Genomic DNA, 22,464 nt, shown 5'->3' on the forward strand with positions numbered 1-22,464 from the left:
GAGTTCTGCGTCGGGCTCGTCTCCGGTGAGCAGGGTGCCGGTGAGCTCCCCAATGCGGCATTGGTGGCGTTGAACGCTACGAATGCCGCATTGGGGAAGTTGAGCGCTGCCAATGCCACATTGGGGAGCTCGAGGCGGCGGGTGTCCGTCGCCCCAGCGCAGGACTCGCGGGCAGGAGTGCAGGACTCGCGGCTAGGGTGGGGGCGTGCTGGTACAGGCGGTTCCGCAGTGGCAGGGGGCGTCGTGGGCCGGCGCGGACGACCGGCTCCCCGCGGGATGCCGGGCGCTGGCCGCGCTGGCGGGCGAGGTGCTGGACGCCACCGTGCACGAGGTGCCCGTCGACCCGGCTCCTTCCTCCACAGTGGACGGCATTGGCAACAGGTCCGCGCTGCTGCGCAACCGCTCCGCCCAGCTGGCCGCGCTGGAGGCCCCGGAGGGGCCCGTGCTCACCATCGGCGGCGACTGCGCCGTCGACCTGGTTCCCGTCGGTGTCGCCCGGTACCGCCACGGCGACCGGCTCGGCGTCGTCTGGTTCGACGCCCACGCCGACCTCAACACCGCCGCCAGCTCCCCGTCCGGCGCCTACCACGGCATGGTGCTGCGGTCCCTGCTCGGCGACGGCGACCCGGACTTCGCCGCGAGCCCGGCGCTGGCCCCCGGCCGCGCCGTGCTGGCGGGCACGCGGTCCTTCGACCCCGCCGAACGGGACGCCGTCGCCGCCGGGCTCGCCCGGCACGTCCCGGTGCCCGCCGCGCCCGGCGACCTCACCGGAACGCTGCGCGCCGCCGGAGCCGACCGGGTCTACGTGCACATCGACCTCGACGTGCTCGATCCGGGCGAGTTCACGGCGACCCACTACGCCGAGCCGGACGGGCTCACCGTCGCCCAGCTCGTCGCCGCGCTGGAAGGTCTGGACGACGTCGCCGTCGTCGGCGCGGCCGTCACCGAATGCTCCGGCACGACGCGGGACGAACTGCGCGCCCTGGCCCCCCTGTTCGAGACGCTCAACCGACTACTGGCGGATTGACACCGCAATTCTTGTCACCCACGCACAGCCTTCGCGGAGGAATGTGTCACCGCCCGCCAAGGAAATGGGTCTTTTGCTGGCCGGGTGATACATTCCGCACCCCGTTTTCGATGTGCTCCATGTCACCCTCCAAGGACTGTGGGGAAGGAGTTGTGACGTGGCCGGGCACGTGCTTGACGATCCGGCGGACGCTCCCGTTCTGCCGGGACGGCTCGCCGACATCATGCGGCCGGAGCTGGAGAGCGTCGCCGAGGAGATCATCACCGAGATCCGCGCGCTGATTCCGGAGTACCGCCGCCCGCTCGACGGTCCGTACGGCAAGTCGATCCGCGCGGGCGTGCAGCAGGCGATCCGCCTGTTCGTGCAGCAGATCGCCGACCCGAGCGCCTCCAAGGACAACGCACACGAGGTGCACCGGCGGCTCGGGCAGTACGAGATGCGCGAGGGCCGCAGCCTGGACACGCTCCAGGCCGCCTACCGGATGGGCGCGCGCGTGGCGTGGCGGCGCATCATGCGGGTCGGCAGGCAGAGCGGGTTCTCGTCGGCGGTGATGTCCCAGCTGGCCGACCGCATGCTGGCGTTCATGGACGAGCTCGCCTCCGTGGCACTCGACGGCTACCTGGAGGCGAAGGCGGGCACCGCGGACGCGGTCCACACGTGGCGGCGCAGGCTGCTGCAGCTCATCGTCGAACGGCCCGCCGCGCCCGCGGAGGCGATCGAGGAGCTGGCCCAGCTCGTCGGCTGGACCGTCCCGGCCACGGCGACTCCGGTGGCGGTGCGGCCGCTGTACCGCGCCGCCCCGCCCGCGCATCCCGACCTCGACGCCGACGTGCTCACCGAACTCGGCGCGCGGGAGCCACACGTGCTGCTGCCCGGCGCTGCGACCCGCGAGCGCGTGACCGCGCTGCAGGAGGCGTTGCCGCAGTGCAGGTTCGCCGTCGGCGCGTGCGTCCCGCTGCGCGAGGTCGCCGACGCGCTGCGCTGGGCGCGCAGGGCGCTCGCGCTCGTCGACGAGGGCGTCCTGCCCGCCAGCAGGGTGACGTGGTCGGACGAGTGCCTTCCCGTGCTGCTGCTGCATTCCGACGAGACCCTGGTCGCCAGGTTGCGCCAGCGCCTGCTGTCGTTGCTGGGCGGTCTCACCCCGAAGCAGCGGGAGCGCATGATCGAGACCCTGCGCGCGTGGCTCGACGCGCAGGGCAACGTGCACGGCATCGCCGGGCGGCTGCGCGTGCACCCGCAGACCGTGCGTTACCGGATGCGGCAGCTGGAGGCGACGTTCGGGCAGCGCCTGCACGACCCGGACGCCCGGTTCGAGCTGGAGGTGGCGGTGCGGTCGCTGCGGCGAGGCGGTCCGGCTGCGCCGGCCGCAGCCCGCCTGCCGGAGCCGCGCCTGCCGAGGTGAGCCGGAGCTCGCCGCTCAGCGTGGCCGCAGGCCGGTGACCACCCAGCGCTCGCCTGCCCGCTGGACGGTGACCAGCAGCTGCGCCGCGGCGGCGCTCGGCCTGCCCTCGCCCCGGGTCGCCGCCTGGTCGAGAAACGCGAGCACCTGGGCCTGCTCGCCGGTGAGCGAGCGCACGGCCGTGCCCACGACGTGCGTCGTGACCGTCAGCCGCTGCTCCGGCGCCCGCGCGCGCACCTGCGTGAACAGCCGGGCGTAGGCCTGCCGTGCCTCGCCGCGCAGCAGCCGCCGTGCCGCTCGCTCGGTGGCGGCGGTGTCGTCGTGCGCGTAGGAGAACACCTTGCTCAGCGTGCTGGTCACCGCCGCACTCACCTCGGCGGTCGCCTCGGCGTCCACCAGCGCGGCGTTGCGCGCCGACTCCGCCGAGCGCAGGCCGGAGGCCTCCACCGAGAACCAGGTGCCCAGCCCGGCGAGCAGCACCGCCGCGGCGAACAGCACCATCGGCAACCGCCTCACGACGCACCGCCTCCCACGGGAACCGCGTCGAGCGCGCTGAGCTTCCAGCCACCGTCGGTGCGCCGCAGGCCCGCGACGAACCGGTTGCGCGTGGCGGCGGGCTCCGTGCCGTCCCTCGCAGTGGTGATCTCCACCGACACCAGCATCTTCGCGGTTCCGGCCTCGACGTCCAGCTCGCTCAGCGCGGCCTCCAGCACGCGCCCCGTCGCCACGGTCCCGCCCTCGCGCAGCCGCGTGCGTGTGCGTTCGTCGGTGGCGGCGTACTCGTCGCGCAGCGGGCCCGTGGACACGGCGAGCCAGCGCCGGATGCCCGCCTCCACGTCGCGGTAGTCGAGCGTCGTCACCTGCGCCACGTGCTCACGGCCCGCGCGCAGCGCCTCGTCGCGTGCGGCCGCGGCGGCCAGGGTGTCGTCGCGCGCGGCGGTCAGCCACGACCAGGCGCCCCACCCGGCGAACAGGCCCGCGGCCACCAGGGCGGCCGCCGCCAGCACGGTCACTCGTCGAGCCACAGCAGCTCCTCCAGACTGGTCGCGACAGCGGGCAACGCCCCGGCGCGCCCCTGCCCCGGCACGGCGGCCTCCGGGACCCCGCCGCGGGGCGCGTGCTGCGAGCCGCGCACGGAAGGCGCGCTGCCCCGCGGCAGGGTGCACGCCGCGCCGGTGTTGAACGGCGCCGGTGAGGTGTCCTCGCCGTCGCGGTAACGCGTGCCCTCGTAGCCCCGCACACACGGCGGCGGGTCGAAGAACGTCAGCGCCAGCGACAGGTGCCCGCCGTCCGGGGTGATGGCCGTGGACGTCGCCGCGACGCTGCGGGGCAGGGTGACGAACAGGTGCTCCATGCCCGCGTCCCGCGTGGCGAACAGCCGGGACGTGGTGAGCAGGTTCGCCACGAGCACCGAAAGGCCGGGGTTGGTGTCGTCGAGCAGGCCGCTCAGCTGCGTCGCCGCCTGCGGTGCCGTGCCGATGAGGCGGCGCAGGTCGCCGTCGGAGGCGGCCAGCTCGGCGGCGAACCGTCTGGCGTCCCCGGCGAACGAGTGCCACGCCCGTGACGACTCGGCCTGCGTGCGCAGCACGGTGGCGCCGTCGTCGATGAGCGCACTGGTCTGCGGCAGGTGCGCGGCGGCGGCGCGGGTGAACCGGTCCGAGGAGTCCAGCAGCACCTGCAGGCTCGGGCCGGTGCCGCGCAGCGCGTCGTGCAGCTCGTCCACCACCACCCGCAGCGAGTCGGTCGGCACCGACTCGGTGAACGCGCTCAGGTTGCCGAGCAGCGTCTCCACCCGCAGCGGCACGGTCGTCACCTCGCGTGGGATCACGGCGCCGTCGGTCAGGTAGGGGCCGTCGGCGGTGCGCGGCTGCAGGTCCACGTACTGCTCGCCGACCGCCGAGCGGTTGGCCACCACCGCCCGCGAGTTCACCGGTATCGGCGGCGCCTCGTCCTCGATGTGCAGGTCGGCCTCCATGCCCTCGTCGGTGAGCCGCAGCTCGCCGACCCTGCCCACCGCCACGCCGCGATAGGTCACCTCACCGCCCGTGAAGATGCCACCCGCCTCGGCCAGCTGGAGCCGCACGAGGTACCCGCCGCCGAACAGCCTGCCGAGCCCGGCGTAGCTGGCGCCGACGAACGCCACGGCCGACAGCGCGATCACCACGAACGCCAGCACCTGCACCCGGATCCTCAGGGTGAGCATCAGGATCCGCCCCCGTCCGTTGGGGGGACGGGCAGTGGCGGGATCGGTTCCGTGTAGTCGTCCGAGGGCACCAGCTCGACGAAGGCGTTGAGGTAGTCGCCGCGCACGCCGTCGAGCACCGCGTCGGTGAACGGGAACGTCGGCAGGATCTCCAGCGCCTCCGGCAGGTCCTGACCGGCGTCGGCGAGCCGGTGCAGGATGGGGGCCAGCGCCTTCAGATCGGCCACCAGGTCCTCCCGGGTGCGGTCGATGACGTCCACCGCGACGCCGGAGAGCTCGTCCAGCGAGCGCAGCATCGTCACCAGCGCGTCCCGCTGCCGGGACAGCTCCGCGAGGCCCGGAGTGAGGTCGTTGAGGGCCCCGGTGATCTGCGCCTGGCGGCCACGCAGCGTCGAGGCGAGCCGGTTGAGCCCGTCCAGCGCCTCGGTGATGTCGGAGCGGCGGCCGTCCAGATCGGACACCAGCGTCTCCACCCCGGAGAGGAACGAGCGCAGCTGCCGCTCGTTGCCGGACAGCGCGCTCGACAGCTCCCGGTTGATCGTGCGCAGCTGCGCGATCCCGCCACCGTTGAGCAGCAGCGACAGCGCGCCGAAGACCTCCTCGACCTCGGGATGCCGGTTGGTGCGGGCCACGGGGATCACCGCGCCGTCGGTGAGCCTGCCCGCGCGCTCGCCCCGGCGCTCGCGGGGCGCGGCCAGCTCCACGAACTTCTCGCCGAGCAGGCTCGACTGACGGATGTTGGCCAGCGCGTTGGCCGGCAGCCGCACGTCGCCGTTGACCACGAGCAGCGCCTGCGCCGTCCAGCCGTCGTCGCCGCGGAGCGTGATGGACTCGACCCGCCCGACCGGCACGTCGTTGACCTTCACTGCCGCGTGCGGCACCAGGTCGAGCACGTCGCGGAACTGGGCGGTGACGCGGTAGGGGTGCTCGCCGACGTCCGCTCCGCCGGGCAGCGGCAGGTCGTGGACGCCGTCGAACCCGGAGGGGGCGCAGCCGGCGACGGCGACCCCCAGCGCCACGGTCACCACGAGCGCGCGCAGCCGCATCAGCCCTCACCTCCGGTGGCCGGCACGGGCAGGTACTCGAGCAGGTTCGTGCGGCCCTGCAGGGTGCCGCTGTCCGGATCGAACGCCCGCAGCACGTTGTCGGCGGCCAGCGGTGCGGCGTCCAGCGCCTCGGCCAGGGACGCGCGCTGGTCGGTGAGCAGCTGCGTGGTACCCGCCAGTTTGTCGACATTGGACTTGACGGCCGCGCGGTTGTCGCGGATGAACGCCTGGATCTCGCCGAGCGCGGTGCCCAGCGTGCGCAGTGCGGCGGACAGTTCGTCGCGGTCGGCGGACAGCGTCTGCCAGACCCGCGCGAGCTGGTCGGTGGCCTGCCGCACCCGGCTGTCGTTGCCTGCCAGCATCCCGGTGAACCGGCTCAGCTGCTCGACGGTGCCGAACAGGTCGTCCTCGGACCCGGCGAGCGTGCGCGCGAGGTCGGCGACGTGGCGCACCGACTCGTTGAACGCGGCACCGTTGCCGTGGAGGTTCGCGGCGCCGGTGTCGAGCAGGTCCGACAGCGCCCCGCGTGCGTTGGCGCCGTCCGGTCCGAGCGCGGTGACGAGGTCGTTGAGGCTGGCGTAGAGCTGGTCCAGCTCGACGGGCGTGGCGGTGCGCCCGGCGGGGATCATGGCGCCGTCGGCGATCCGGGGCCCGCCGGCTGCCAGGTCGGGTAGCTGCACGTAGCGGTCGGCGACCACGCTCGGGGCCACCACGACGGCGCGGGTGTCCGCCGCGACGGGCGCGTCCCGTTCGACGCGCAGCACCACCTCCACCCGCTCCCCGCGCGGCGTCACCGCCTCGACCTCGCCGACGCGCACGCCGAGCACCCGCACGTCGGAACCGGGGTACACGCCGACGGCACGGGTGAAGTAGGCGGTGACGCGGGGGTCGCCGTCGCGGGCGAGGACCCACCACAGGCCCGTGGCCAGCAGCAGCCCCAGCACCACCAGCACCGTCAGCAGCAGCCGTAGCCTGGTCGCGGTCACGAGCCACCTCCCTCGCCAGGGCGGGGTGGCCTGCACGGCGCACGGTTGCCGTCCACCAGCCCGCAGAGGTAGGTGTCGATCCACCGCCCGTTGCCTGCCGCGTTGGTGACCAGCCGGAAGTACGGCCCGGCGAGCTTCAGCCCGCGGTCGAGGTCGGCGGTGTGCCGCCGCAGGATCGTGGTCACCGTGTCGAGCTGCGCCAGCGCAGGGGCCAGCTGGTCGCGGTTGTCGGCGACCAGCCCGGAGATCTGCGTGGCGAGCCGTTCGGCGCCGGTCAGCAGGCCGTGGATGGCGGTCCTGCGGTGGTCCAGTTCGGTGAGCAGCAGGTTGCCGTCGTCGATGAGGCGCCGGAACTCGTCGCTGGAGGACGCCAGCGTCGCCGAGATCGTGTGTGCGTTGCCGAGCAGCTCCGCGAGCTCGGCGTCGCGGGAGGCGATGGTGCGCGACAGGGCGCTGAGCCCGTCCAGCGCCGTGCGCACGTGCCGGGGCGAGTCGGCGAAGGTCTCCGACATCGTGCGGAAGCTGCGCGCCAGCTGCTCGGTGTCGATGGCTTCCGCCGTGGTGGCGAGTCCCTCGAACGCCGTCGTCACGTCGTAGGGGGTGGTGGTGCGCTCCAGCGGGATGGGCACGTCCGGGTCCTGCCCGGCCTCGCCCACCGGGTGCAGGGCGAGGAACTTCTGCCCCAGCAGGGTTTTGATCTTGATCTCGGCGGTGGTGCGGTCGCCCACCCAGGCGTCGCTCACGCGGAAGGTGACGAGCACGCGGTCCTCGGCGAGACCGACGTCGGTGACCTCGCCGACCTTGATGCCGGCGACGCGCACCTCGTTGGCGGGCACCAGCCCGGCCGCCTCGCTGAACTCGGCCCGGTACGTGGTGCCGCCGCCGACGATGGGCAGGTCCTCGTAGCCGAACACCGCGGCGGCGACGGCGGCGATGACCACCGTGCCCACCACGCCGAGCGTGATCGGGTTGCGCTCGCGGAAGCTTCTCATCGCAGGCACCTCTCGGGCATCGGGTCCGGCCGGTGGCCCTGCTCCGGGTCGGTGAGCAGAATCCCTTCGCACAGATAGAAGTTCAGCCACGAGCCGTAGGACGCCGTGCGGCCGAGCGCGGTGAACTTCTCCGGCAGCGTGGTCAGGAAGGCGTCCAGCTCCGGCTCGCCGGTGGCCAGGTTGCGGGAGAGCACCCCGAGCCCGGCGATGCTGTCCTTCAACGGTTTCCTGGCCTGCTCGAAGAGCCCGGCGGTGGCGGTCGTCAGCCGCGCCATGCCCTCGATCGACTCCCCGATGGCGGCGCGGTCCTCGGCGAGGCCGGTGACCAGCCGCTGCAGGGTGGAGACCAGAGTGGACAGCGCGTCGCCCTCGCCGTTGACGGTCCGCAGCACGGAGTTGAGGTTGTCGATGACCTCGCCGATCACCCGGTCGCGGCCGGCGAGGGTGGCGGTGAGCGATCCCGTGTGGGCGAGCAGGCTCTCCACGGTGCCGCCCTCGCCCTGCAGCACCCGCACGATCTCGCCGGAGAGCTGGTTCACGTCCTGCGGCGAGAGCGCCTGGAACAGCGGCTGGAAGCCGTTGAACAGCTCCGTGAGGTCGAGCGCAGGCGTCGTGCGTTCCAGCGGGATCTCCGAGCCGGGCGCCAGCGTGCCCTGGGCGGGCTCGTCGCCGCGGTCGAGGGCGAGGTAGCGCTGGCCGATCATGTTGCGGTAGCGGATGGTGGCGGTGACGTCGGCGGGCAGTTCCCGGCCACGTTCGACGGAGAAGCGCACGAGCGCGAGGTGTGCGTCCACCACGGCCAGCTCGTCCACCTGACCCACGCGGACCCCGGAGATGCGCACGTCGTCGCCGGGATTGAGGGAGGTGACGTCGGTGAACCGGGCGCTGTAGGCGACGCGGTCGCCGACCCCGGTGTTGCCGATGGACACCGCGAGCAGCGCCGTGGCGAGGCCGGTGACGAGCACGAACAGCAGCCCTTTGGCGAGCGCCCCTTTCATGTCAGCTCCACCTCCACTCCGCGGTACAGCGGCCCGACGAGCACGCTCGCCCAGGGCGGCGCGTCGGCGACGAGCGTCGACAGCAACTCACGCTCCTGCGGGGAGTTGGGCAGCCCGAGGTCGTCGGCGAGCAGCGGGTGCCCGGCACTGCCCGGTACCGCCGCCGCGACGCCCGTGGTGGGCGCGACACCACTCGGATAGCAGCGCGGCCCGCCGGTGGCGTCGTACACCGGGTCGTCGGCGCCCGGCACGTACTTGCCACGCGAGGGCGTCACCGTCGCCTGGAAGTGCAGCCCCGGCTCGCCGGTTCCCGCGCCCAGCACGGTGTCCATCGCCGGTTTCAGGTCCGCCAGCGCCTTGAGCGTGCACGGGAAACCGGGGGAGTAGCGGGCCGCCAGCTCCAGCGGCTCGCGGCTGGTGGCCGTCAGCTGGATGAGGTTGTCCCGGTTGGCGCGCAGGAACCGCCCCACGTCCTGCGAGGTCGTGGTGACCTGCGCGTACAGCAGGTCCAGCTCGGTGCCCTGCTCGGCGACCGTGTCCAGCGTGACGGCGGTATCGGTGAGTGCGTCCAGCACGTCGGGCGCGATGTCGCCGTACAGGCGGCTGACCGCGGCAAGGTCGCGGATGTTCTCACCGAGCCGGGGCAGGTTCGGGTTGAACTCGTCCAGGTAGTCCGCCGCGGCGACGAGTGTGTCGCCCAGTTGCTCGCCGCGTCCCTCCAGCGCCGTGGACACGGCGGTCAGCGTGCTCGCGAGCTTCTGTGGCTGCACGGCCTGCAGCACGGGCAGCAGGTTGTCGAAGACCCGCTCCAGCTCGATCGCGTTGGCGGAGCGGTCCTGCGAGATCACGTCGCCCTCGGCCAGCGGTGGGGCGGTGGATTCGTCCGGAATGGACAGCTGCACGTAGCGTTCGCCGAACAGTGTCTTCGGGATCAGCAGCGCCGTGACGTCCCTGGGCAGCCGGTCGACGGTGTCCGGGTCCAGGGCCAGCAGGATCTCGGCGCCCTCGCCCGAGCTGCGTACCGAGCGCACCTCGCCGACGAGCACACCGCGCGCCTTGACGTCGGAGGACTCCCGGAGCTGGTTGCCGATGTGGTCGGTGCGCAGCGTCACCAGCACCGCCGCGACGAAGTCCTTGTTGTACACGCGCACCGACAGTGAGATGAGCAGTCCCAGCACCAGCAGGAACGCCACCCCCGCCGCCCTGACCCCGAGCTTTCTCATCCCGCCACCCGCACCGTCGTCGTGGCGCCCCAGATGGCGAGGCTCGCGAAGAAGTCGATGACCGCGACGGCGACGATGGCCGTGCGCACCGCGCGGCCGACGGCCACGCCGACCCCGGCGGGCCCTCCGGCGGCGCGGAAACCGTAGAAGCAGTGGGTGAGCACCACCACGACGCTGAACAGCAGCACCTTCCCGAACGACCACAACACGTCCTCCGGCGGGAGGAACAGGGCGAAGTAGTGGTCGTAGGTGCCCTCCGACTGGCCGAAGAACCACACGGTGATCTGCCGCGACGCGAGGTAGGAGGTGAGCAGGCCGATGGCGTACAGCGGGATGATGGCGACGACCCGGCGACGATGCGCGTGGTCACCAGGTACGGCACGCTGGGCACGCCCATCACCTCGAGCGCGTCGATCTCCTCGGAGATGCGCATCGCGCCGAGCTGTGCGGTGAAGCCGCAGCCCACGGTGGCCGACAGCGCGAGCCCGGCCACCAGGGGCGCGATCTCGCGGGTGTTGAAGTAGGCGGAGATGAACCCGGCGAAGGCGGCCGTGCCGACCTGGTTGAGCGCGGTGTAGCCCTGCAGGCCCACGACGACCCCGGTGAACATCGTCATGCCCACCATCACGCCGATCGTGCCGCCGATGACGGCGAGCGCCCCGCTGCCGAAGCTCACCTCGGCCAGCAGCCGGATCACCTCGCGCAGGTAGCGGCGCAGCGTGCGCGGTGTCCAGGCGAGCGCGCGCAGGAAGAACAGGATCGCCTCGCCGAGGGTGTCGAGGAACCCGAAGCGCCGGTCGACCGCCGAGGCGAGGCGGGCGGGACGGGAGGCGGCGGTCGAGGCCGATGCGGAGGTCGAGGTGGACGGCGCCATCACATCCCCTTCGGCGGCACGAGCTGCAGATACAGCGTGGTGAGCACGAGGTTGACGCCGAAGAGCAGCAGGAAGGTGATGACCACCGACTGGTTCACCGCGTCGCCCACCCCTTTCGGGCCCGGCGCCGGGTTGAGCCCGCGATAGGCGGCGACCACCCCGGCGACGAACCCGAAGATCAGCGCCTTGAGCTCGCTGATCCACAGGTCCGGCAGCTGGGCGAGTGCGGAGAAGCTGGCCAGGTAGGCACCGGGTGTGCCGTCCTGCATGACGACGTTGAAGAAGTAGCCGCCCAGCACGCCGACCACGCTGACCATGCCGTTGAGGAACACCGCGACCGCCATCGCCGCGAGCACGCGCGGCACGACCAGCCGCTGCACCGGGTTGACGCCGAGCACCTCCATCGCGGCGATCTCCTCGCGGATGGTGCGTGAGCCGAGGTCGGCACACATCGCCGAGCCGCCCGCGCCCGCGATGAGCAGGGCGGTGACGATGGGGCTGGCCTGCTGGATGATCGCGAGCACGCTGGCCGCGCCGGTGAACGACTGGGCGCCGATCTGGGTGGTCAGCGAGCCGACGTGCAGCGCGATGACCCCGCCGAACGGGATCGCGACCAGCGCCGTGGGCAGGATCGAGACGCTCGCGATGAACCAGAACTGCTGCACGAACTCGCGGAACTGAAACGGCCGCTTCGGAATGCAGCGCACGACGTCCAGGGCGAGCGCGTAGAGCCGCCCGGTCTGCCGGATCGCCGCCGCGCCGGGAAACGTGCCGCGACGGCGGTCGGCTTCGAGATTCACCACAACTCCTTCGGTCGCGTTTCTCCAGCCGGATTCGAGGTCTCTGCCGACAATAACGGCCACCCGGCGAAATGGTTGCGAGCCAATTCTTGTCCATTTCTTACAAAAACGTTCCCGCGGTTTGTACCGTCGTGAGCAAGGCTGGAGAATACGCAGGTGGGTGCCAATAAATGTCCGGGCTGCTGTGATTTCGTGACAACCTGTCGGCCGGATGGGCGAACTGTCGTGGAAGGTCGGCGACACTTTCTTGTGACACCCCGGCCGACGCGCTAACGTACTCGCCGGTAGGTATCGCGGACAGCGAATGCCTGCGCCATTATATCGGCCGATTGCTGCCTTTTTCGCCTCCGGAGACGACTCTGCCGAAACAATGGAGGAACGAATTCATGCGTAAACGTCCAGCCGGCGTTGCCGTCGCCGGCATCGCCATGGGTGCCGCACTCGTCATCGCCGCCGCTCCCAGCGCGTTCGCCGCGCAGGCCATCACGGTCAGCAACGCCAACGCCGACGGCTCCATCACCGCGCATGCCGACCTCGTCTCGCTGGCCGACGCCACGAGCGGTATCAGCTTCGAGTGCGAGACGGCGGGCGGCGTCAACGCCTCCGACTCGACCGGCACCATCCCGAGCGGGTCGCACACCGCGCCCGCCGACGTCGGCGACCTCAACGTCAGCTTCAACAACTGCGCGGGTCCGCTGGGTGCCGTCACCGCGACGCCCTCGGAGCAGCCGTACGACCTGACGATCGAGTCGTTCGACGCCGCCACCGGCGTCTCCACCGGCTACGTTGGACCGGTCAACGTGCACGTCTCGATGCTCGGCTGCGAGTTCGACGTCATCGGCAACGCCCCGGGCCGCTACGACAACAACACCGGCGTGCTCACCGTGACCCCGGACGTGGCGCTGCCCTCGGGCGTCGCCCCGCTGGAGCCGGTCAACATCAGCGGCTGCCTCGGGTTCGTCAACCCGGGCGACGAGCTGACCTACGAGGGTGACTACCAGCTCACCAGCCCGGCCACGCCGATCACCATCAGCAGCCCGTAACGCGCCCGGCGGTCACCGCGCCCGGCCCCGCGGGCCCGGTGACCGCCGGCAACCCCAGCCGAAAGGTCGGTCATGGTTGCCCTCACCCGCCGGGGCCGCATGCTCGCGGCCGCCGCCACCGCAGGTGCGATCGCCCTCAGCGGCGTCGCGGGCACCGGCGTGGCCTCGGGGCGTCAGGCGGCGACGGAACTGGTCTACACCTGCCAGTTCCCCTCCGGAGAGGTGACCGTGCCGGTGGGGATCAGCGCCACCTTCCCCGGCGAGGCGCACGCGGGCGAGCCCATCCAGCCCGGTGCCGTCGCGGTGACGCTGACCGTGCCGGAGCAGGCGTTGCCCGAGCCTGCCCCGGCCACGCTCACCGCGACGGCGGGGCTGACCGTCGCGGTCACGCAGAACGGGAACGCGGCGGAGTCGGCCTGGGCCGGGCTCGGCGTGCCGCCGACACCCGTACCCGCGGCCGGTGCCGTCGTGCTGTCCGCCGCGGGCGACGTGCCGCCGGTGACCGTGCACGACCGCGGTGAGGTCACCTTCTCCGCCGCCGCGCTCGTCGTCGAGGTGGTGCCCTACGCCGCCGACGGGGCCGCGGCCGAGCCGTGGACCGTGCCGTGCGCGCCCGCGCCGGACGCGGACCGCACGCTCGCTGTCGTCCCGGTCGCGGGCGGACAGCCCGGCAGCACCCCGCCCGCAACGGAGGGGCCCACCAGCGTTGAGCCCGGTGACGGCGCGGATGACGGGAACGTGATCGACACCCCGCCCGCGAGTCGGGACCGCCGCGCGCAGGCGGATCCGCTCGCCCCCGGAGAAGCACCACCCGGCTGCTTCGACTTTCCCACCGACCTGCCCAACCCCAGTCTCATGTGCGCCTACGTGACCGGCTACGCCAACGTCACCAAGCTCGGCGCGGCCGTGCGCCTCGGCGTGCCGGAGCCCGGGTTCGCGCAGATCCTGCTCAACGAGGCCGCCGCGGGCGAGATCCGGCCCTGCGACACGGTGAGCGAGGAGTTCGTCTGCACGTACGCGATCTTCGTCCGCAGTCGCGCCACGATGGACTTTCCCGCGGCGGGCACGTCGATGCTGACGTTCGGCTTCGTGCCGGTGTCGGGCAAGGTGCGGCTGCGGCTGGCCGAGCCGTACCTGGTGATCGACAGCGTCACCGAGCGGCACGACTACCCGCGGGGCACGCCCGACAAGTTCCCGGTGAAGGTCACCGCGCAGGCCCGGATGTGGCTGGAGCTGTCGGACGTGCGCGTCAACGGCGTCCCGCTCGACGTCGGCGACGACTGCCGGAGCGCCGAGCCGATCGACGTGGTGCTGGCCGGGGGCTCGGCCAACACCATCCCGCAGAACCCCGACGAGTACACCGTGCCCTTCGGTGGCGTGCTCAGCGGCTCCGTCGACATCCCGCCGTTCTCCGGATGCGGCGCGACGGAGGATCTCGACCCGCTGCTGACCGGCACGATCTCGGGCCCGGACAACGACGTGAAGGTCACCCAGGGCAGGCCCTGCCCCGAGGTGGGCGGTGCCACCTACTGCCCGCCGGAAGTCCCCGAACCCCGCCGCTGAGCTACCCGGACACCGCGGCGGCGCCGTCCCAGAGGAGAACCATGCCCATGCCCGCGACCAGATCCCGTTTCCGCCGAGCGCTCCTCGCCGCCGCCGTCGCCGTGCCGGCCGTGACCGCCACGGTCGTGACGGCCGTTCCCGCCGCCGCGCAGGAGCCGCCGCCCGCACCGCAGGCCTCCGCCGTACCGGAGTTGCGCGGAGCGTGGGCGCCGCTGAACCGCTGCCCCGTCGACGATCCGGCGATGCTCGCCGCCGACGGCGCCGCCACCTCGGCGCTGTGCCTGTCGGCAGCGGCGAGCAGCGGGTCGATGACCATCGGCGAGAAGACGGTCCCCGCGGGCAGGACGAGCCTGCAGTTCGGCGTCCTGCGCTCCGGAGCCGGTTCCGCCACGGTCGCGCCCTCCGGTGGCGCGCTGGTCGCCGAGCCGGTGCCGGTGCCCGGCGGCCTGCTCAACCTCATGTGCCCGAGCGACATCCCGGTGCTGACGTCGCTGTGCGAGCGGGTGGCGGGCAGCCCGCTCAACGCCGTCACCGCGACCGTCGAGTCGGTCGGTCCGCCCGCCGGGTTCGACTACGTGGCCGGGCTCGTGGCGGGCAGGCCCATCGTGGCGCTGCCGGTGCGCATCCGGCTGGACAACCCGTTGCTCGGCGGCAACTGCTACCTCGGCTCGGCGCGGGATCCGATCGTGCTGCGGCCCCGCAACCTCGGCGCGCCGAGCGCGTCGGTGGTGCGCTTCGCCGCCGACGGCACGCTCGATCCTGCAGGCGAGATGGGTTACCTGGCACTGTCCGGAACGGACCAGGGCGACGAGACGTTCTCCGTGCCCGAGGCGAACGGCTGCGGACTGTTCGGTGCGCTCGACTGGGCCGTCAACGCGCAGCTGGGCCTGCCCTCGCCCGCGGGCAGCAACAGCTTCGTGCTGGAGCGCACCGAGACGGCCGTGGGCGGCTTCTACACCCCGAACCAGTTCACCCCCGACCAGGGTCGCCAGCTGGCGCAACGCTGGCACGCCGCCGTGGTCCGCTGAAAGCTCCCCAATGCCACATTCGTAGCGCTCAACGCCACCAATGCGGCATTCGTAGCGCCCAGCGCTACCAATGCCGCATTGGGGAGCGTGCCGCGGCGTCTGGGTACTCCGCCTTCACGGGTTACTCGGCGTGGCCGACGGCGAAGAGCATCGTCGGGATCTCCGGCTCCGGGAGGCCGAGCAGGTCGCCGAGCGCGGCGTCGTCGAAACCGGACACCGCGCAGCCCGCCAGCCCGAGCGCCGTGGCCACCAGGTAGAGGTTCTGCACGGCGACGCCGGAGTCGACGTGCACCGTGCGGTAGTGCCGCAGCGGGTACTTGTCGAAGGCCACGTCCAGGCGCACGGTCAGCGCCAGCGACACCGCCGCCCTCGGCACGAACTCCGGCTGCAGGTAGACCTTCTCCAGCGCGGGCACCGGATCGGTGTCGCCCAGCTCCGCCAGCTCGTGCGTCGCGGGCTCGTAGCGGTACACCCCCGGCACGAGCTGCTCGGCGCGCCGGACGACGACGTAGGTGCGCAGCAGGTCGAGGCCACCCGCGGTGGGCGCCATGCCCAGCGGGTAGTCGGCGACGCCGAACGCGGGCACGAAGCGCTGCACACCCACCGAGAAGCGCAGCAGCGCGCTCAAGGCCGTCAGCTCCAGATCCCGCTCGGCGTAGGCGTAGGCCGAGCGCCTGCGGGCCAGCGTGGCCACCAGATCGGCCCGGGGCGGGTGCACGTCGGGCAGCGGCAGGCGCCTGCGCCCGTTGCCCAGCACCCGGGCGGGCGGCGGGCGCTGCGAGTTCAGCAGCCGGTGCACCGCAAGGGCGCGCTCGGTGGTCTCCCGGCCGCTCATGTGCGCCACCTCCGCCTCAGCCCGAACGTTCCCGGCAGGTCACGGGCGCATCGTAACCCGTTCCGGTGAATGCCGTTCCTCCTTCACGAGGTCGGCGACGAGTTCGTAAGAACGTTTGCGGTCCTCGTGGTCGTGGACCATGGTGGTGATCATGATCTCGTCGGCATCGGTGTCGGCCAGCAGCGCGTCGAGTCCTCTGCGGACCGTCTCCGGCGAGCCCACGATGCTGCTGGCCATGCGGTCGTCGATGAACGCCCTGTCGATGTCGGTGTACGGGTAGTCGGCGGCCTCCTGCGGCGTCGGCAGCGGGATGGGCCTGCCCTTGCGCAGGCTGAGGAAGGTCAGCCCGGCCGGCCCCGCGATCCAGCGCGCCTGCTCGTCGGTCTCGGCGCACGTCACGGCCGCGCCGAGCATCACGTACGGCTCCGCCAGCACGGCCGAAGGGCGGAACGAGTCCCGGTAGAGCTGCACCGCGGGCAAGGTGTTCTCGGCGCTGAAGTGGTGCGCGAACGAGAACGGAAGCCCCAGCATCCCGGCCAGCTGCGCGCTGAAGCCGCTGGAGCCGAGGAGCCACACCGGCGGCTTGTTGCCCTCCGCCGTCACCGCGTTCACCGGCCGCTCGTCGTCGTGCTCGAAGTAGGCGACGAGCTCGGCCAGCCGCTGGGGGAAGTCCTCGGCCGAGAGCCCCGAGGGCCCGCGCAGGGCGTACGCGGTGCGCTGGTCGGTGCCCGGCGCGCGGCCGATGCCGAGGTCGATCCGGCCCGGATGCAGCGCCTCCAGCGTGCCGAACTGCTCGGCGACGACGAGCGGCGCGTGGTTGGGCAGCATCACCCCGCCCGAGCCGACGCGCATCCGCTCGGTGACGTCGGCGACGTGCCCGATCAGCACGGCGGTCGCGGAGCTGGCGATGCCCGGCATGTTGTGGTGCTCGGCAAGCCAGTACCGGTGGTAGCCGAGCCGCTCGGCGTGCCGGGCGAGGTCCAGCGTGTTGCGCAGCGCTGTCGCCGCGTCCGATCCGCTGAGCACGGGCGAGAGGTCGAGCACGGAGAGAGGGATGTCGCGCAGTGAGCTCACGGTCAGCGTCAACGCGGGCGTGGCGGCCGGTAATCCCGTCCCGCTCAGTCCAGCCAGTCCTCATCGGAGGCCAGCACGATGAGCTGCTGCGTCGCCCTGGTCAGCGCCACGTACAGCACGCGCCGCCCGGTGAGCGACTCGGTGACGAGCTCGGTCGGTTCGAGCAGCACCACCGCGTCGTACTCCAGGCCCTTGGCGTCGAGACTGCCCACGACCTTCAGCCGCTCGTCGGCCTGCTCGGCAAGCCAGCGCTCCACCTCGGGAACCCGGTCCATGGCGCAGATCACGCCGACCGTGCCGTCGACGGCGCCCAGCAGCTCCTTCGCCGCCGACTGCACCGCGGGCTCGGCCGTGGCGGGCTCGATCGACCGCAGCTGCGGCGGCAGGTCCGTCTGCCGGACGGCGTTGGGCAGCTCGCCCGGGTCGGCGGCGTGCCCGGCGACGACCCGCGCGGCCAGCTCGAAGATCTCCGCCGAGTTCCGGTAGTTGGTGCGCAGCGTGTAGCGCCTGCGCGCGGTGCTCGCGCCGAACGCGTGGTCGCGCGCCTGCGCCGCCTCCGCCGGGTCCGGCCACGAACTCTGCACGGGGTCGCCGACGACCGTCCAGCTCGCGTACTTGCCGCGCCTGCCGACCATCCGCCACTGCATGGGGGAGAGGTCCTGCGACTCGTCCACCACGATGTGCGAGTACTCGTCGTAGTGCTCGGGCCGGTTCCGCGCGCCGGTGGTGCGGGAGTCGCGGGCCTGCTCGGCGTCCAGCTCGATCCGCTGCCGCCTTCGCCGCTTCGGCGGCGGGCCGAGCAGCACCCGCAGCTCGTCGAGCAGCGCGACGTCGGCCACCGACCAGTCCTGGGTGCGGTCGGCCACCGACGCCGCCAGCATCGAGACCTCCGCCGGACTGAGCACGTTCCTGGCCGCCTTGGCGAGCCTGCGCTCGTCACCCAGCCAGCGCAGCACCTGCGCCGGGTACAGGATCGGCCACCACACCACCAGGAAGCGGTGGAAGTCGATGCGCTCGCCCAGCTCGGTGATCAGCTCGGCGCGGTCGAGGGTGCGCCCGTCGGCCTGCGCGTACTGCTCGGCCTTGTCGGCCAGCGCCTCCAGCAGCGTCTCCGCCGCCCTGACCCGCGACCGGTTCGGCGGCCCGCCCTGCGAGTGCACCTTGCGCCGCACCCGCTCCAGCTCCTTGACGCCGAGCTTGAGCACCTCGCCCTTGTAGACGATGCGCATCTCGTGCGGTGCGTCCGGCGGGGTGTCGCGCAGCGCCTTGGCGAGCACCTTGCGCATCCGCAGCGAGCCCTTGACCGCGGCCAGCGGCGCGGGATCGTGCCGGGTGGCGGCGAGACCGTCGAGCACCTCGCCGAGGGCGCGCAGCTCGACGTTCGTCTCACCCATCGACGGCAGCACCCGCGAGATGTAGTTGGTGAACACGCCGGACGGCCCGATCACGAGGACACCGGCGCCGCCGAGCTGGCGGCGATGGCGGTAGAGCAGGTACGCGGCCCGGTGCAGGGCGACGGCCGTCTTGCCGGTGCCGGGCCCGCCGGTGATCTCTGTCACGCCCCGCCACGGCGCCCGGATCACCTCGTCCTGTTCCTTCTGGATCGTGGCGACGATGTCGCGCATCTGGTGCCCGCGCGCACGGCCCAGCGCGGCCATCAGCGCGCCCTCACCGACGACGTTCATGTCGTCGGGCACGGCGTCCGGCATGAGCACGTCGTCGTCGACGTCGAGCACCGTGGGGCCCGAGCAGCGGATGACCCTGCGCCGCACGACGCCCATCGGCTCCTCGGCCGTGGCCTGGTAGAACGCGGCCGCGGCCGGTGCGCGCCAGTCGGTGACGAGGTTCTCGAACTCCGCGTCGCGGATGCCGAGCCTGCCGACGTAGACGGTCTCCGAGCCGGCGTGGTCGAGCCTGCCGAACACCAGCCCCTCGTACTCGGCGTCGAGCGTCTGCAACGTCTGGTTGGCGTGGTAGACCATCATGTCGCGCTCGAACAGCATCGACGCCTGCTCGAACACGGCTTCGCGCTGCGCGCCGTGGCCGATCTCGTAGCCCTTCGTCCGCATGGCCTCGGCCTGGGTACGAAGCTCCGCGAGCCGGGCGTACACCCGGTCCACGTGGGACTGTTCGATGGCGATCTCGGCCCGTCTGACCCGAGGTTCCGACACTCAGCGCTCCTCGCAGCTCAATCGCCGGGGAAGGGGAAGAACGACAATACGCGCTCGCGGGCACGGCATCACCATGTGCCGCCCGGATTCACATCGGCTGGGAGGATGCGCGGGTGACCAGGATCGTGGCCGGACGGGCAGGCGGGCGCAGGCTGAAGGTCCCGCCGCGCGGCACCCGGCCGACCTCCGAGCGGGTGCGCGAGGCGTTGTTCAACGCGCTCGACGTCGCGGGGGAGCTGGCCGGTGCCCGCGTCCTCGACCTGTTCGCGGGCTCGGGGGCCCTGGGCCTGGAGGCGCTGTCGCGCGGAGCGGCGGACGCGGTGTTCGTGGAGTCCGACCGGCGTGCCGTGGAGGTGCTGCGCGGCAACGTGGCCGCGCTCGGGCTCGGGGGCACGGTGCGGCCCGGCAGGGCCGAGGCGGTGCTGGCGGGCCCGCCCGGTGAGCCGTTCGACCTGGTGCTGGCCGACCCGCCGTACGGGCTGGGCGAGGACGCCCTGGCCGGCGTGCTCGCCGCGCTGGCCGGGGGCGGCTGGCTGGCCGAGGGCGCGCTCGTGGTCCTGGAGCGGGCGATGCGTGACGGCGAGCCGCCGTGGCCGGACGGGCTGCGGCCGCTGCGGGTCCGCCGCTACGGCGACACCGGGCTGTTCTGGGCCGAGTACTGCGTCACACCTCGCGCGTGACCGGGCCTGTCTTGGTAGCGTCCGCCGCATGCGGCGAGCGGTTTGTCCCGGTTCCTACGACCCGGCGACCAACGGACATCTCGACATCATCGTCAGGGCCGCGGAGCTCTTCGACGAGGTCGTGGTTGCCGTCCTGGTCAACAAGAAGAAGCAGGGCCTGTTCTCCATCGACGAGCGGATGGACATGCTGCGGGAGACCACCGCGAAGCTGCCCAACGTGCGCGTGGACTCCTGGCACGGGCTGCTCGTCGACTACTGCAGGGCCAACGGCATCAAGGCCATCGCGAAGGGCCTGCGCTCGGTGAGCGACTTCGACTACGAGCTGCAGATGGCGCAGATGAACCGCGAGCTCTCCGGCGTCGAGACGCTGCTGATGGCCAACAACCCGGCGTACAGCTACCTGTCCAGCTCGCTGGTCAAGGAGGTCGCGACCTACGGCGGTGACGTGACGCAGATGGTGCCCGACGTGGTGCACAAGCGGCTCGCCGAGAAGCTCGCCCGCTCCGAGTAGTTCACGTTTCCGCCACCTGACCATCACGTGATCGGGCTACGGTTCGTGAATGACCAACTACCGATCTCGTGTTGTCGTGCTGGTGGTGGCCATCCTCGCCGCGCTGCTCGGCGGGCCGACGGCGTTCGCCGCGCCGGTGGCTCGGGCCGAGTGCGGCGACACGTCCGGCTTCGACCGGGTCGCACTGGCCGACCTGCCGCCGGAGGCCACCGACACCTACGAGCTGATCCGGTCCGGAGGGCCGTACCCGTACCCGCAGGACGGCACGGTCTTCGAGAACCGCGAGGGCCTGCTGCCCGACTGCGAGCGGGGCTACTACCACGAGTACACCGTCGAGACGCCGGGCAGCGACGACCGGGGCGCGCGGCGGATCGTCACCGGAGACGGTGACGAGTACTTCTACACCGACGACCACTACGCCAGCTTCGACCTGGTCGACGTGTCCTGACGGGCCCTGACATGCCCTGACACGCCAGCGCGGCGCTCCTTCGCGCCAATCGTGCCCGGAGCGGGCAGACTGGAGACCTGCCCATGGGGATCGATGGCGCGAGGGAGTTGGCCGTGTACCGGGTGTTCGAGGCTCTCGACGAGCTCGTCACGATCGTGGAAGAGGCGCGGGGCGTCCCGATGACCTCCAGCTGCGTGGTGCCGCGCGGCGATGCCCTTGAGCTGCTCGACGACATTCGCGACGCGCTGCCGGGCGAGGTCGACGACGCCCAGGACGTGCTCGACAAGCGCGACGAGATCATCTCCACGGCGCGCTCGGAGGCGGACAAGGCCATCAGCTCGGCGAACACGCAGGCCGAGCAGACCATCGCGGAGGCAACCGCCGAGGCGGAGCGCCTGATCGAGGAGGCGAGGGCCCGCGCCGAGCAGCTGGTCGCCGACGCCAACGCCGAGGCCGACCGTGCCGTGGCCGCGGGCCAGGCCGAGTACCGCGATCTCACCGAGCGGGCCAGGGCCGAGTCCGAACGGATGATCCAGGCGGGCCGCGACGCCTACGACCGGGCGGTCGAGGAGGGCAGGCACGAGCAGGCCCGGCTGGTCGCGCAGACGGAGGTCGTGCAGGCCGCCCACGGTGAGGCGGCCCGCATCGTCGACGAGGCCCACGCCGAGGCCGACCGGCAGCGCGCCGAGTGCGACGCCTACGTCGACGGCAAGCTGGCCGAGTTCTCCGAGCTGCTGTCCACGACGCTGCGCACCGTCGACTCCGGCCGCAACCATCTGCGGGGGTCGGCGCACGTCGGCGGCGGCCGCGGCGTGGTGTACGACTACCAGGCCCACTGAGCCGCCCGCCTCGCGTACCCTGGTCCGAGAGGCGGGTGCCGTCACGGTCGCGCAGGTGCTCCTGCGCCCCCGGTCCGCTCCGCCGCCCCTGACCACGATCGTCAAGAAATCCGATGCCTGAAACCAGCTCCAGCCCGGCGCGCCGCGACGCGCGCAACCCGTGGCTGATCGACACCCACGAGGTGGGCCGCCGCCCCGGCTCCAGCCACACCGTGCGGCGGGACGTTCCCGTGGACACGCCACTCGGCGTGCCCGACGTGATCACCGTGCCCGAGGGCGCGCGGATCACGCTCGACCTCCTGCTGGAGTCGGTGGTGGAGGGTGTGCTGGTCACCGGCTCGGCCTCCGCGCCGACCACCGGCCAGTGCTCGCGCTGCCTCGAGCCGATCACCGGCACCGTCGAGGTCGACCTGACCGAACTGTTCGCCTTCCCGGACTCGACCACCGACGAGACCACCGAGGAGGACGAGGTCAGCCGGGTCGTCGACGACTGGATCGACCTCGAGCCCGTGGTCCGCGACGCGCTCGTGCTCGCGCTCCCGCTCGTGCCGCTGTGCAGCGAGGACTGCGCGGGACTGTGCTCCGGATGCGGCGTGAAGTGGGCCGATCTCGAGCCCGGACACGGGCATGAGACGATAGACCCTCGGTGGGCCGCGCTGGTCGAGCGCCTGGAGGAGACCTCCGGCGACACTCCGGCGAACGGCTCGGACCGGTAAGCAGCCTG

Annotated in this window: 22 protein-coding genes and 1 pseudogene; 10 read left to right on the top strand and 13 right to left on the bottom strand. The window is 72.3% G+C overall.

Annotation, left to right across the window (positions count from 1 at the left end; genetic code table 11):
* The first annotated feature begins 205 nt into the window (after positions 1–205).
* Together BAY60_RS12210 and BAY60_RS12215 are read left to right on the top strand one after the other, a co-directional pair.
* On the top strand, positions 206–1,027 hold the full coding sequence (locus BAY60_RS12210; protein WP_112281070.1) for an arginase family protein: 822 nt from the start codon (positions 206–208) through the stop codon (positions 1,025–1,027).
* A gap of 157 nt (positions 1,028–1,184) precedes the next feature.
* Positions 1,185–2,429, top strand: a complete 1,245-nt coding sequence (locus tag BAY60_RS12215; protein ID WP_425466465.1) for a PucR family transcriptional regulator — start codon at positions 1,185–1,187, stop codon at positions 2,427–2,429.
* 15 nt (positions 2,430–2,444) lie between these two features.
* Here BAY60_RS12215 and BAY60_RS12220 read toward each other — a convergent pair whose 3' ends face one another.
* From BAY60_RS12220 to BAY60_RS12265, 10 genes and pseudogenes are all read right to left on the bottom strand, one after another.
* A complete protein-coding gene (locus BAY60_RS12220) occupies positions 2,445–2,942 on the bottom strand; it encodes a hypothetical protein (RefSeq protein ID WP_245992461.1) in 498 nt (165 codons plus the stop codon).
* Positions 2,939–3,451, bottom strand: coding sequence for a hypothetical protein (locus BAY60_RS12225; protein ID WP_112281072.1), 513 nt, complete (start codon positions 3,449–3,451; stop codon positions 2,939–2,941). Before BAY60_RS12225 ends, BAY60_RS12220 begins: the two co-directional genes overlap by 4 nt.
* Entirely contained in the window at positions 3,436–4,629 is a 1,194-nt protein-coding gene (locus BAY60_RS12230; RefSeq protein ID WP_112281073.1) for an MCE family protein, read from the bottom strand. The genes BAY60_RS12225 and BAY60_RS12230 overlap by 16 nt, the downstream gene beginning before the upstream one ends.
* Positions 4,629–5,675, bottom strand: a complete 1,047-nt coding sequence (locus tag BAY60_RS12235; protein ID WP_112281074.1) for an MCE family protein — start codon at positions 5,673–5,675, stop codon at positions 4,629–4,631. The genes BAY60_RS12230 and BAY60_RS12235 overlap by 1 nt, the downstream gene beginning before the upstream one ends.
* A complete protein-coding gene (locus BAY60_RS12240) occupies positions 5,675–6,661 on the bottom strand; it encodes an MCE family protein (RefSeq protein ID WP_112281075.1) in 987 nt (328 codons plus the stop codon). The genes BAY60_RS12235 and BAY60_RS12240 overlap by 1 nt, the downstream gene beginning before the upstream one ends.
* Entirely contained in the window at positions 6,658–7,653 is a 996-nt protein-coding gene (locus BAY60_RS12245) for an MCE family protein (protein WP_112281076.1), read from the bottom strand. Before BAY60_RS12245 ends, BAY60_RS12240 begins: the two co-directional genes overlap by 4 nt.
* Entirely contained in the window at positions 7,650–8,651 is a 1,002-nt protein-coding gene (locus BAY60_RS12250) for an MCE family protein (RefSeq protein WP_112281077.1), read from the bottom strand. Before BAY60_RS12250 ends, BAY60_RS12245 begins: the two co-directional genes overlap by 4 nt.
* Entirely contained in the window at positions 8,648–9,874 is a 1,227-nt protein-coding gene (locus BAY60_RS12255) for an MCE family protein (protein WP_112281078.1), read from the bottom strand. The genes BAY60_RS12250 and BAY60_RS12255 overlap by 4 nt, the downstream gene beginning before the upstream one ends.
* Positions 9,871–10,748 (bottom strand): annotated as a pseudogene (locus BAY60_RS12260) (MlaE family ABC transporter permease). The gene BAY60_RS12255 and the pseudogene BAY60_RS12260 overlap by 4 nt, the downstream one beginning before the upstream one ends.
* The gene (locus BAY60_RS12265) at positions 10,748–11,548 is read right to left on the bottom strand and encodes an MlaE family ABC transporter permease (protein WP_112281079.1); all 801 of its coding nucleotides are present in this window, start codon (positions 11,546–11,548) and stop codon (positions 10,748–10,750) included. Before BAY60_RS12265 ends, BAY60_RS12260 begins: the two are co-directional and overlap by 1 nt.
* Positions 11,549–11,934: 386 nt before the next feature.
* Here BAY60_RS12265 and BAY60_RS12270 point away from each other — a divergent pair, with 386 nt between their 5' ends.
* The 3 genes from BAY60_RS12270 to BAY60_RS12285 all read left to right on the top strand — a co-directional run bounded on the left by BAY60_RS12270 (position 11,935) and on the right by BAY60_RS12285 (position 15,182).
* Positions 11,935–12,591 carry a hypothetical protein gene (locus BAY60_RS12270; RefSeq protein ID WP_146771002.1) on the top strand — a complete coding sequence of 219 codons (657 nt, stop codon included), beginning with the start codon at positions 11,935–11,937 and terminating at the stop codon, positions 12,589–12,591.
* 72 nt (positions 12,592–12,663) lie between these two features.
* Positions 12,664–14,154, top strand: coding sequence for a DUF6801 domain-containing protein (locus tag BAY60_RS12280; protein WP_146771003.1), 1,491 nt, complete (start codon positions 12,664–12,666; stop codon positions 14,152–14,154).
* Between the two features lie 47 nt (positions 14,155–14,201).
* Positions 14,202–15,182, top strand: coding sequence for a hypothetical protein (locus BAY60_RS12285; protein ID WP_112281083.1), 981 nt, complete (start codon positions 14,202–14,204; stop codon positions 15,180–15,182).
* Positions 15,183–15,303: 121 nt separating this feature from the next.
* On the opposite strand, the gene BAY60_RS12290 is transcribed toward BAY60_RS12285, so the two are convergent.
* Genes BAY60_RS12290 through BAY60_RS12300 form a run of 3 tightly spaced genes read right to left on the bottom strand, consistent with a single transcriptional unit; the run spans position 15,304 to position 19,262 of the window.
* Entirely contained in the window at positions 15,304–16,017 is a 714-nt protein-coding gene (locus BAY60_RS12290; RefSeq protein ID WP_112281084.1) for a SagB family peptide dehydrogenase, read from the bottom strand.
* A 39-nt stretch (positions 16,018–16,056) separates the two neighbouring features.
* The gene (locus BAY60_RS12295) at positions 16,057–17,091 is read right to left on the bottom strand and encodes an LLM class flavin-dependent oxidoreductase (protein WP_211330310.1); all 1,035 of its coding nucleotides are present in this window, start codon (positions 17,089–17,091) and stop codon (positions 16,057–16,059) included.
* A gap of 44 nt (positions 17,092–17,135) precedes the next feature.
* Positions 17,136–19,262, bottom strand: coding sequence for a HelD family protein (locus BAY60_RS12300; RefSeq protein ID WP_112281085.1), 2,127 nt, complete (start codon positions 19,260–19,262; stop codon positions 17,136–17,138).
* A gap of 113 nt (positions 19,263–19,375) precedes the next feature.
* Here BAY60_RS12300 and rsmD point away from each other — a divergent pair, with 113 nt between their 5' ends.
* From rsmD to BAY60_RS12325, 5 genes are all read left to right on the top strand, one after another.
* A complete protein-coding gene (rsmD, locus tag BAY60_RS12305; RefSeq protein ID WP_211330311.1) occupies positions 19,376–19,942 on the top strand; it encodes a 16S rRNA (guanine(966)-N(2))-methyltransferase RsmD in 567 nt (188 codons plus the stop codon).
* Between the two features lie 28 nt (positions 19,943–19,970).
* A complete protein-coding gene (coaD, locus tag BAY60_RS12310) occupies positions 19,971–20,453 on the top strand; it encodes a pantetheine-phosphate adenylyltransferase (RefSeq protein ID WP_112281086.1) in 483 nt (160 codons plus the stop codon).
* 49 nt (positions 20,454–20,502) lie between these two features.
* Positions 20,503–20,901 (top strand): guanyl-specific ribonuclease, encoded by a 399-nt coding sequence (locus tag BAY60_RS12315; RefSeq protein WP_112281087.1) that lies wholly within the window; start codon positions 20,503–20,505, stop codon positions 20,899–20,901.
* A gap of 113 nt (positions 20,902–21,014) precedes the next feature.
* Entirely contained in the window at positions 21,015–21,740 is a 726-nt protein-coding gene (locus BAY60_RS12320; protein ID WP_112282333.1) for a flotillin family protein, read from the top strand.
* Positions 21,741–21,853: 113 nt separating this feature from the next.
* Positions 21,854–22,456, top strand: coding sequence for a YceD family protein (locus BAY60_RS12325; protein ID WP_112281088.1), 603 nt, complete (start codon positions 21,854–21,856; stop codon positions 22,454–22,456).
* Positions 22,457–22,464 lie beyond the last annotated feature (8 nt).

Origin of the sequence: Prauserella muralis, from assembly GCF_003202285.1 — a bacterium.
Lineage (GTDB): Bacteria > Actinomycetota > Actinomycetes > Mycobacteriales > Pseudonocardiaceae > Prauserella_B > Prauserella_B muralis.

Bases quoted from the DNA above. Each gene is read 5' to 3' on its own strand.
- BAY60_RS12230 (WP_112281073.1), bottom strand. From the start codon at position 4,629: ATGCTCACCCTGAGGATCCGGGTGCAGGTGCTGGCGTTCGTGGTGATC.
- BAY60_RS12235 (WP_112281074.1), bottom strand. From the start codon at position 5,675: ATGCGGCTGCGCGCGCTCGTGGTGACCGTGGCGCTGGGGGTCGCCGTC.
- BAY60_RS12245 (WP_112281076.1), bottom strand. From the start codon at position 7,653: ATGAGAAGCTTCCGCGAGCGCAACCCGATCACGCTCGGCGTGGTGGGC.
- BAY60_RS12250 (WP_112281077.1), bottom strand. From the start codon at position 8,651: ATGAAAGGGGCGCTCGCCAAAGGGCTGCTGTTCGTGCTCGTCACCGGC.
- BAY60_RS12255 (WP_112281078.1), bottom strand. From the start codon at position 9,874: ATGAGAAAGCTCGGGGTCAGGGCGGCGGGGGTGGCGTTCCTGCTGGTG.
- BAY60_RS12270 (WP_146771002.1), top strand. From the start codon at position 11,935: ATGCGTAAACGTCCAGCCGGCGTTGCCGTCGCCGGCATCGCCATGGGT.
- BAY60_RS12280 (WP_146771003.1), top strand. From the start codon at position 12,664: ATGGTTGCCCTCACCCGCCGGGGCCGCATGCTCGCGGCCGCCGCCACC.
- BAY60_RS12285 (WP_112281083.1), top strand. From the start codon at position 14,202: ATGCCCGCGACCAGATCCCGTTTCCGCCGAGCGCTCCTCGCCGCCGCC.
- BAY60_RS12290 (WP_112281084.1), bottom strand. From the start codon at position 16,017: ATGAGCGGCCGGGAGACCACCGAGCGCGCCCTTGCGGTGCACCGGCTG.
- coaD (WP_112281086.1), top strand. From the start codon at position 19,971: ATGCGGCGAGCGGTTTGTCCCGGTTCCTACGACCCGGCGACCAACGGA.
- BAY60_RS12315 (WP_112281087.1), top strand. From the start codon at position 20,503: ATGACCAACTACCGATCTCGTGTTGTCGTGCTGGTGGTGGCCATCCTC.
- BAY60_RS12325 (WP_112281088.1), top strand. From the start codon at position 21,854: ATGCCTGAAACCAGCTCCAGCCCGGCGCGCCGCGACGCGCGCAACCCG.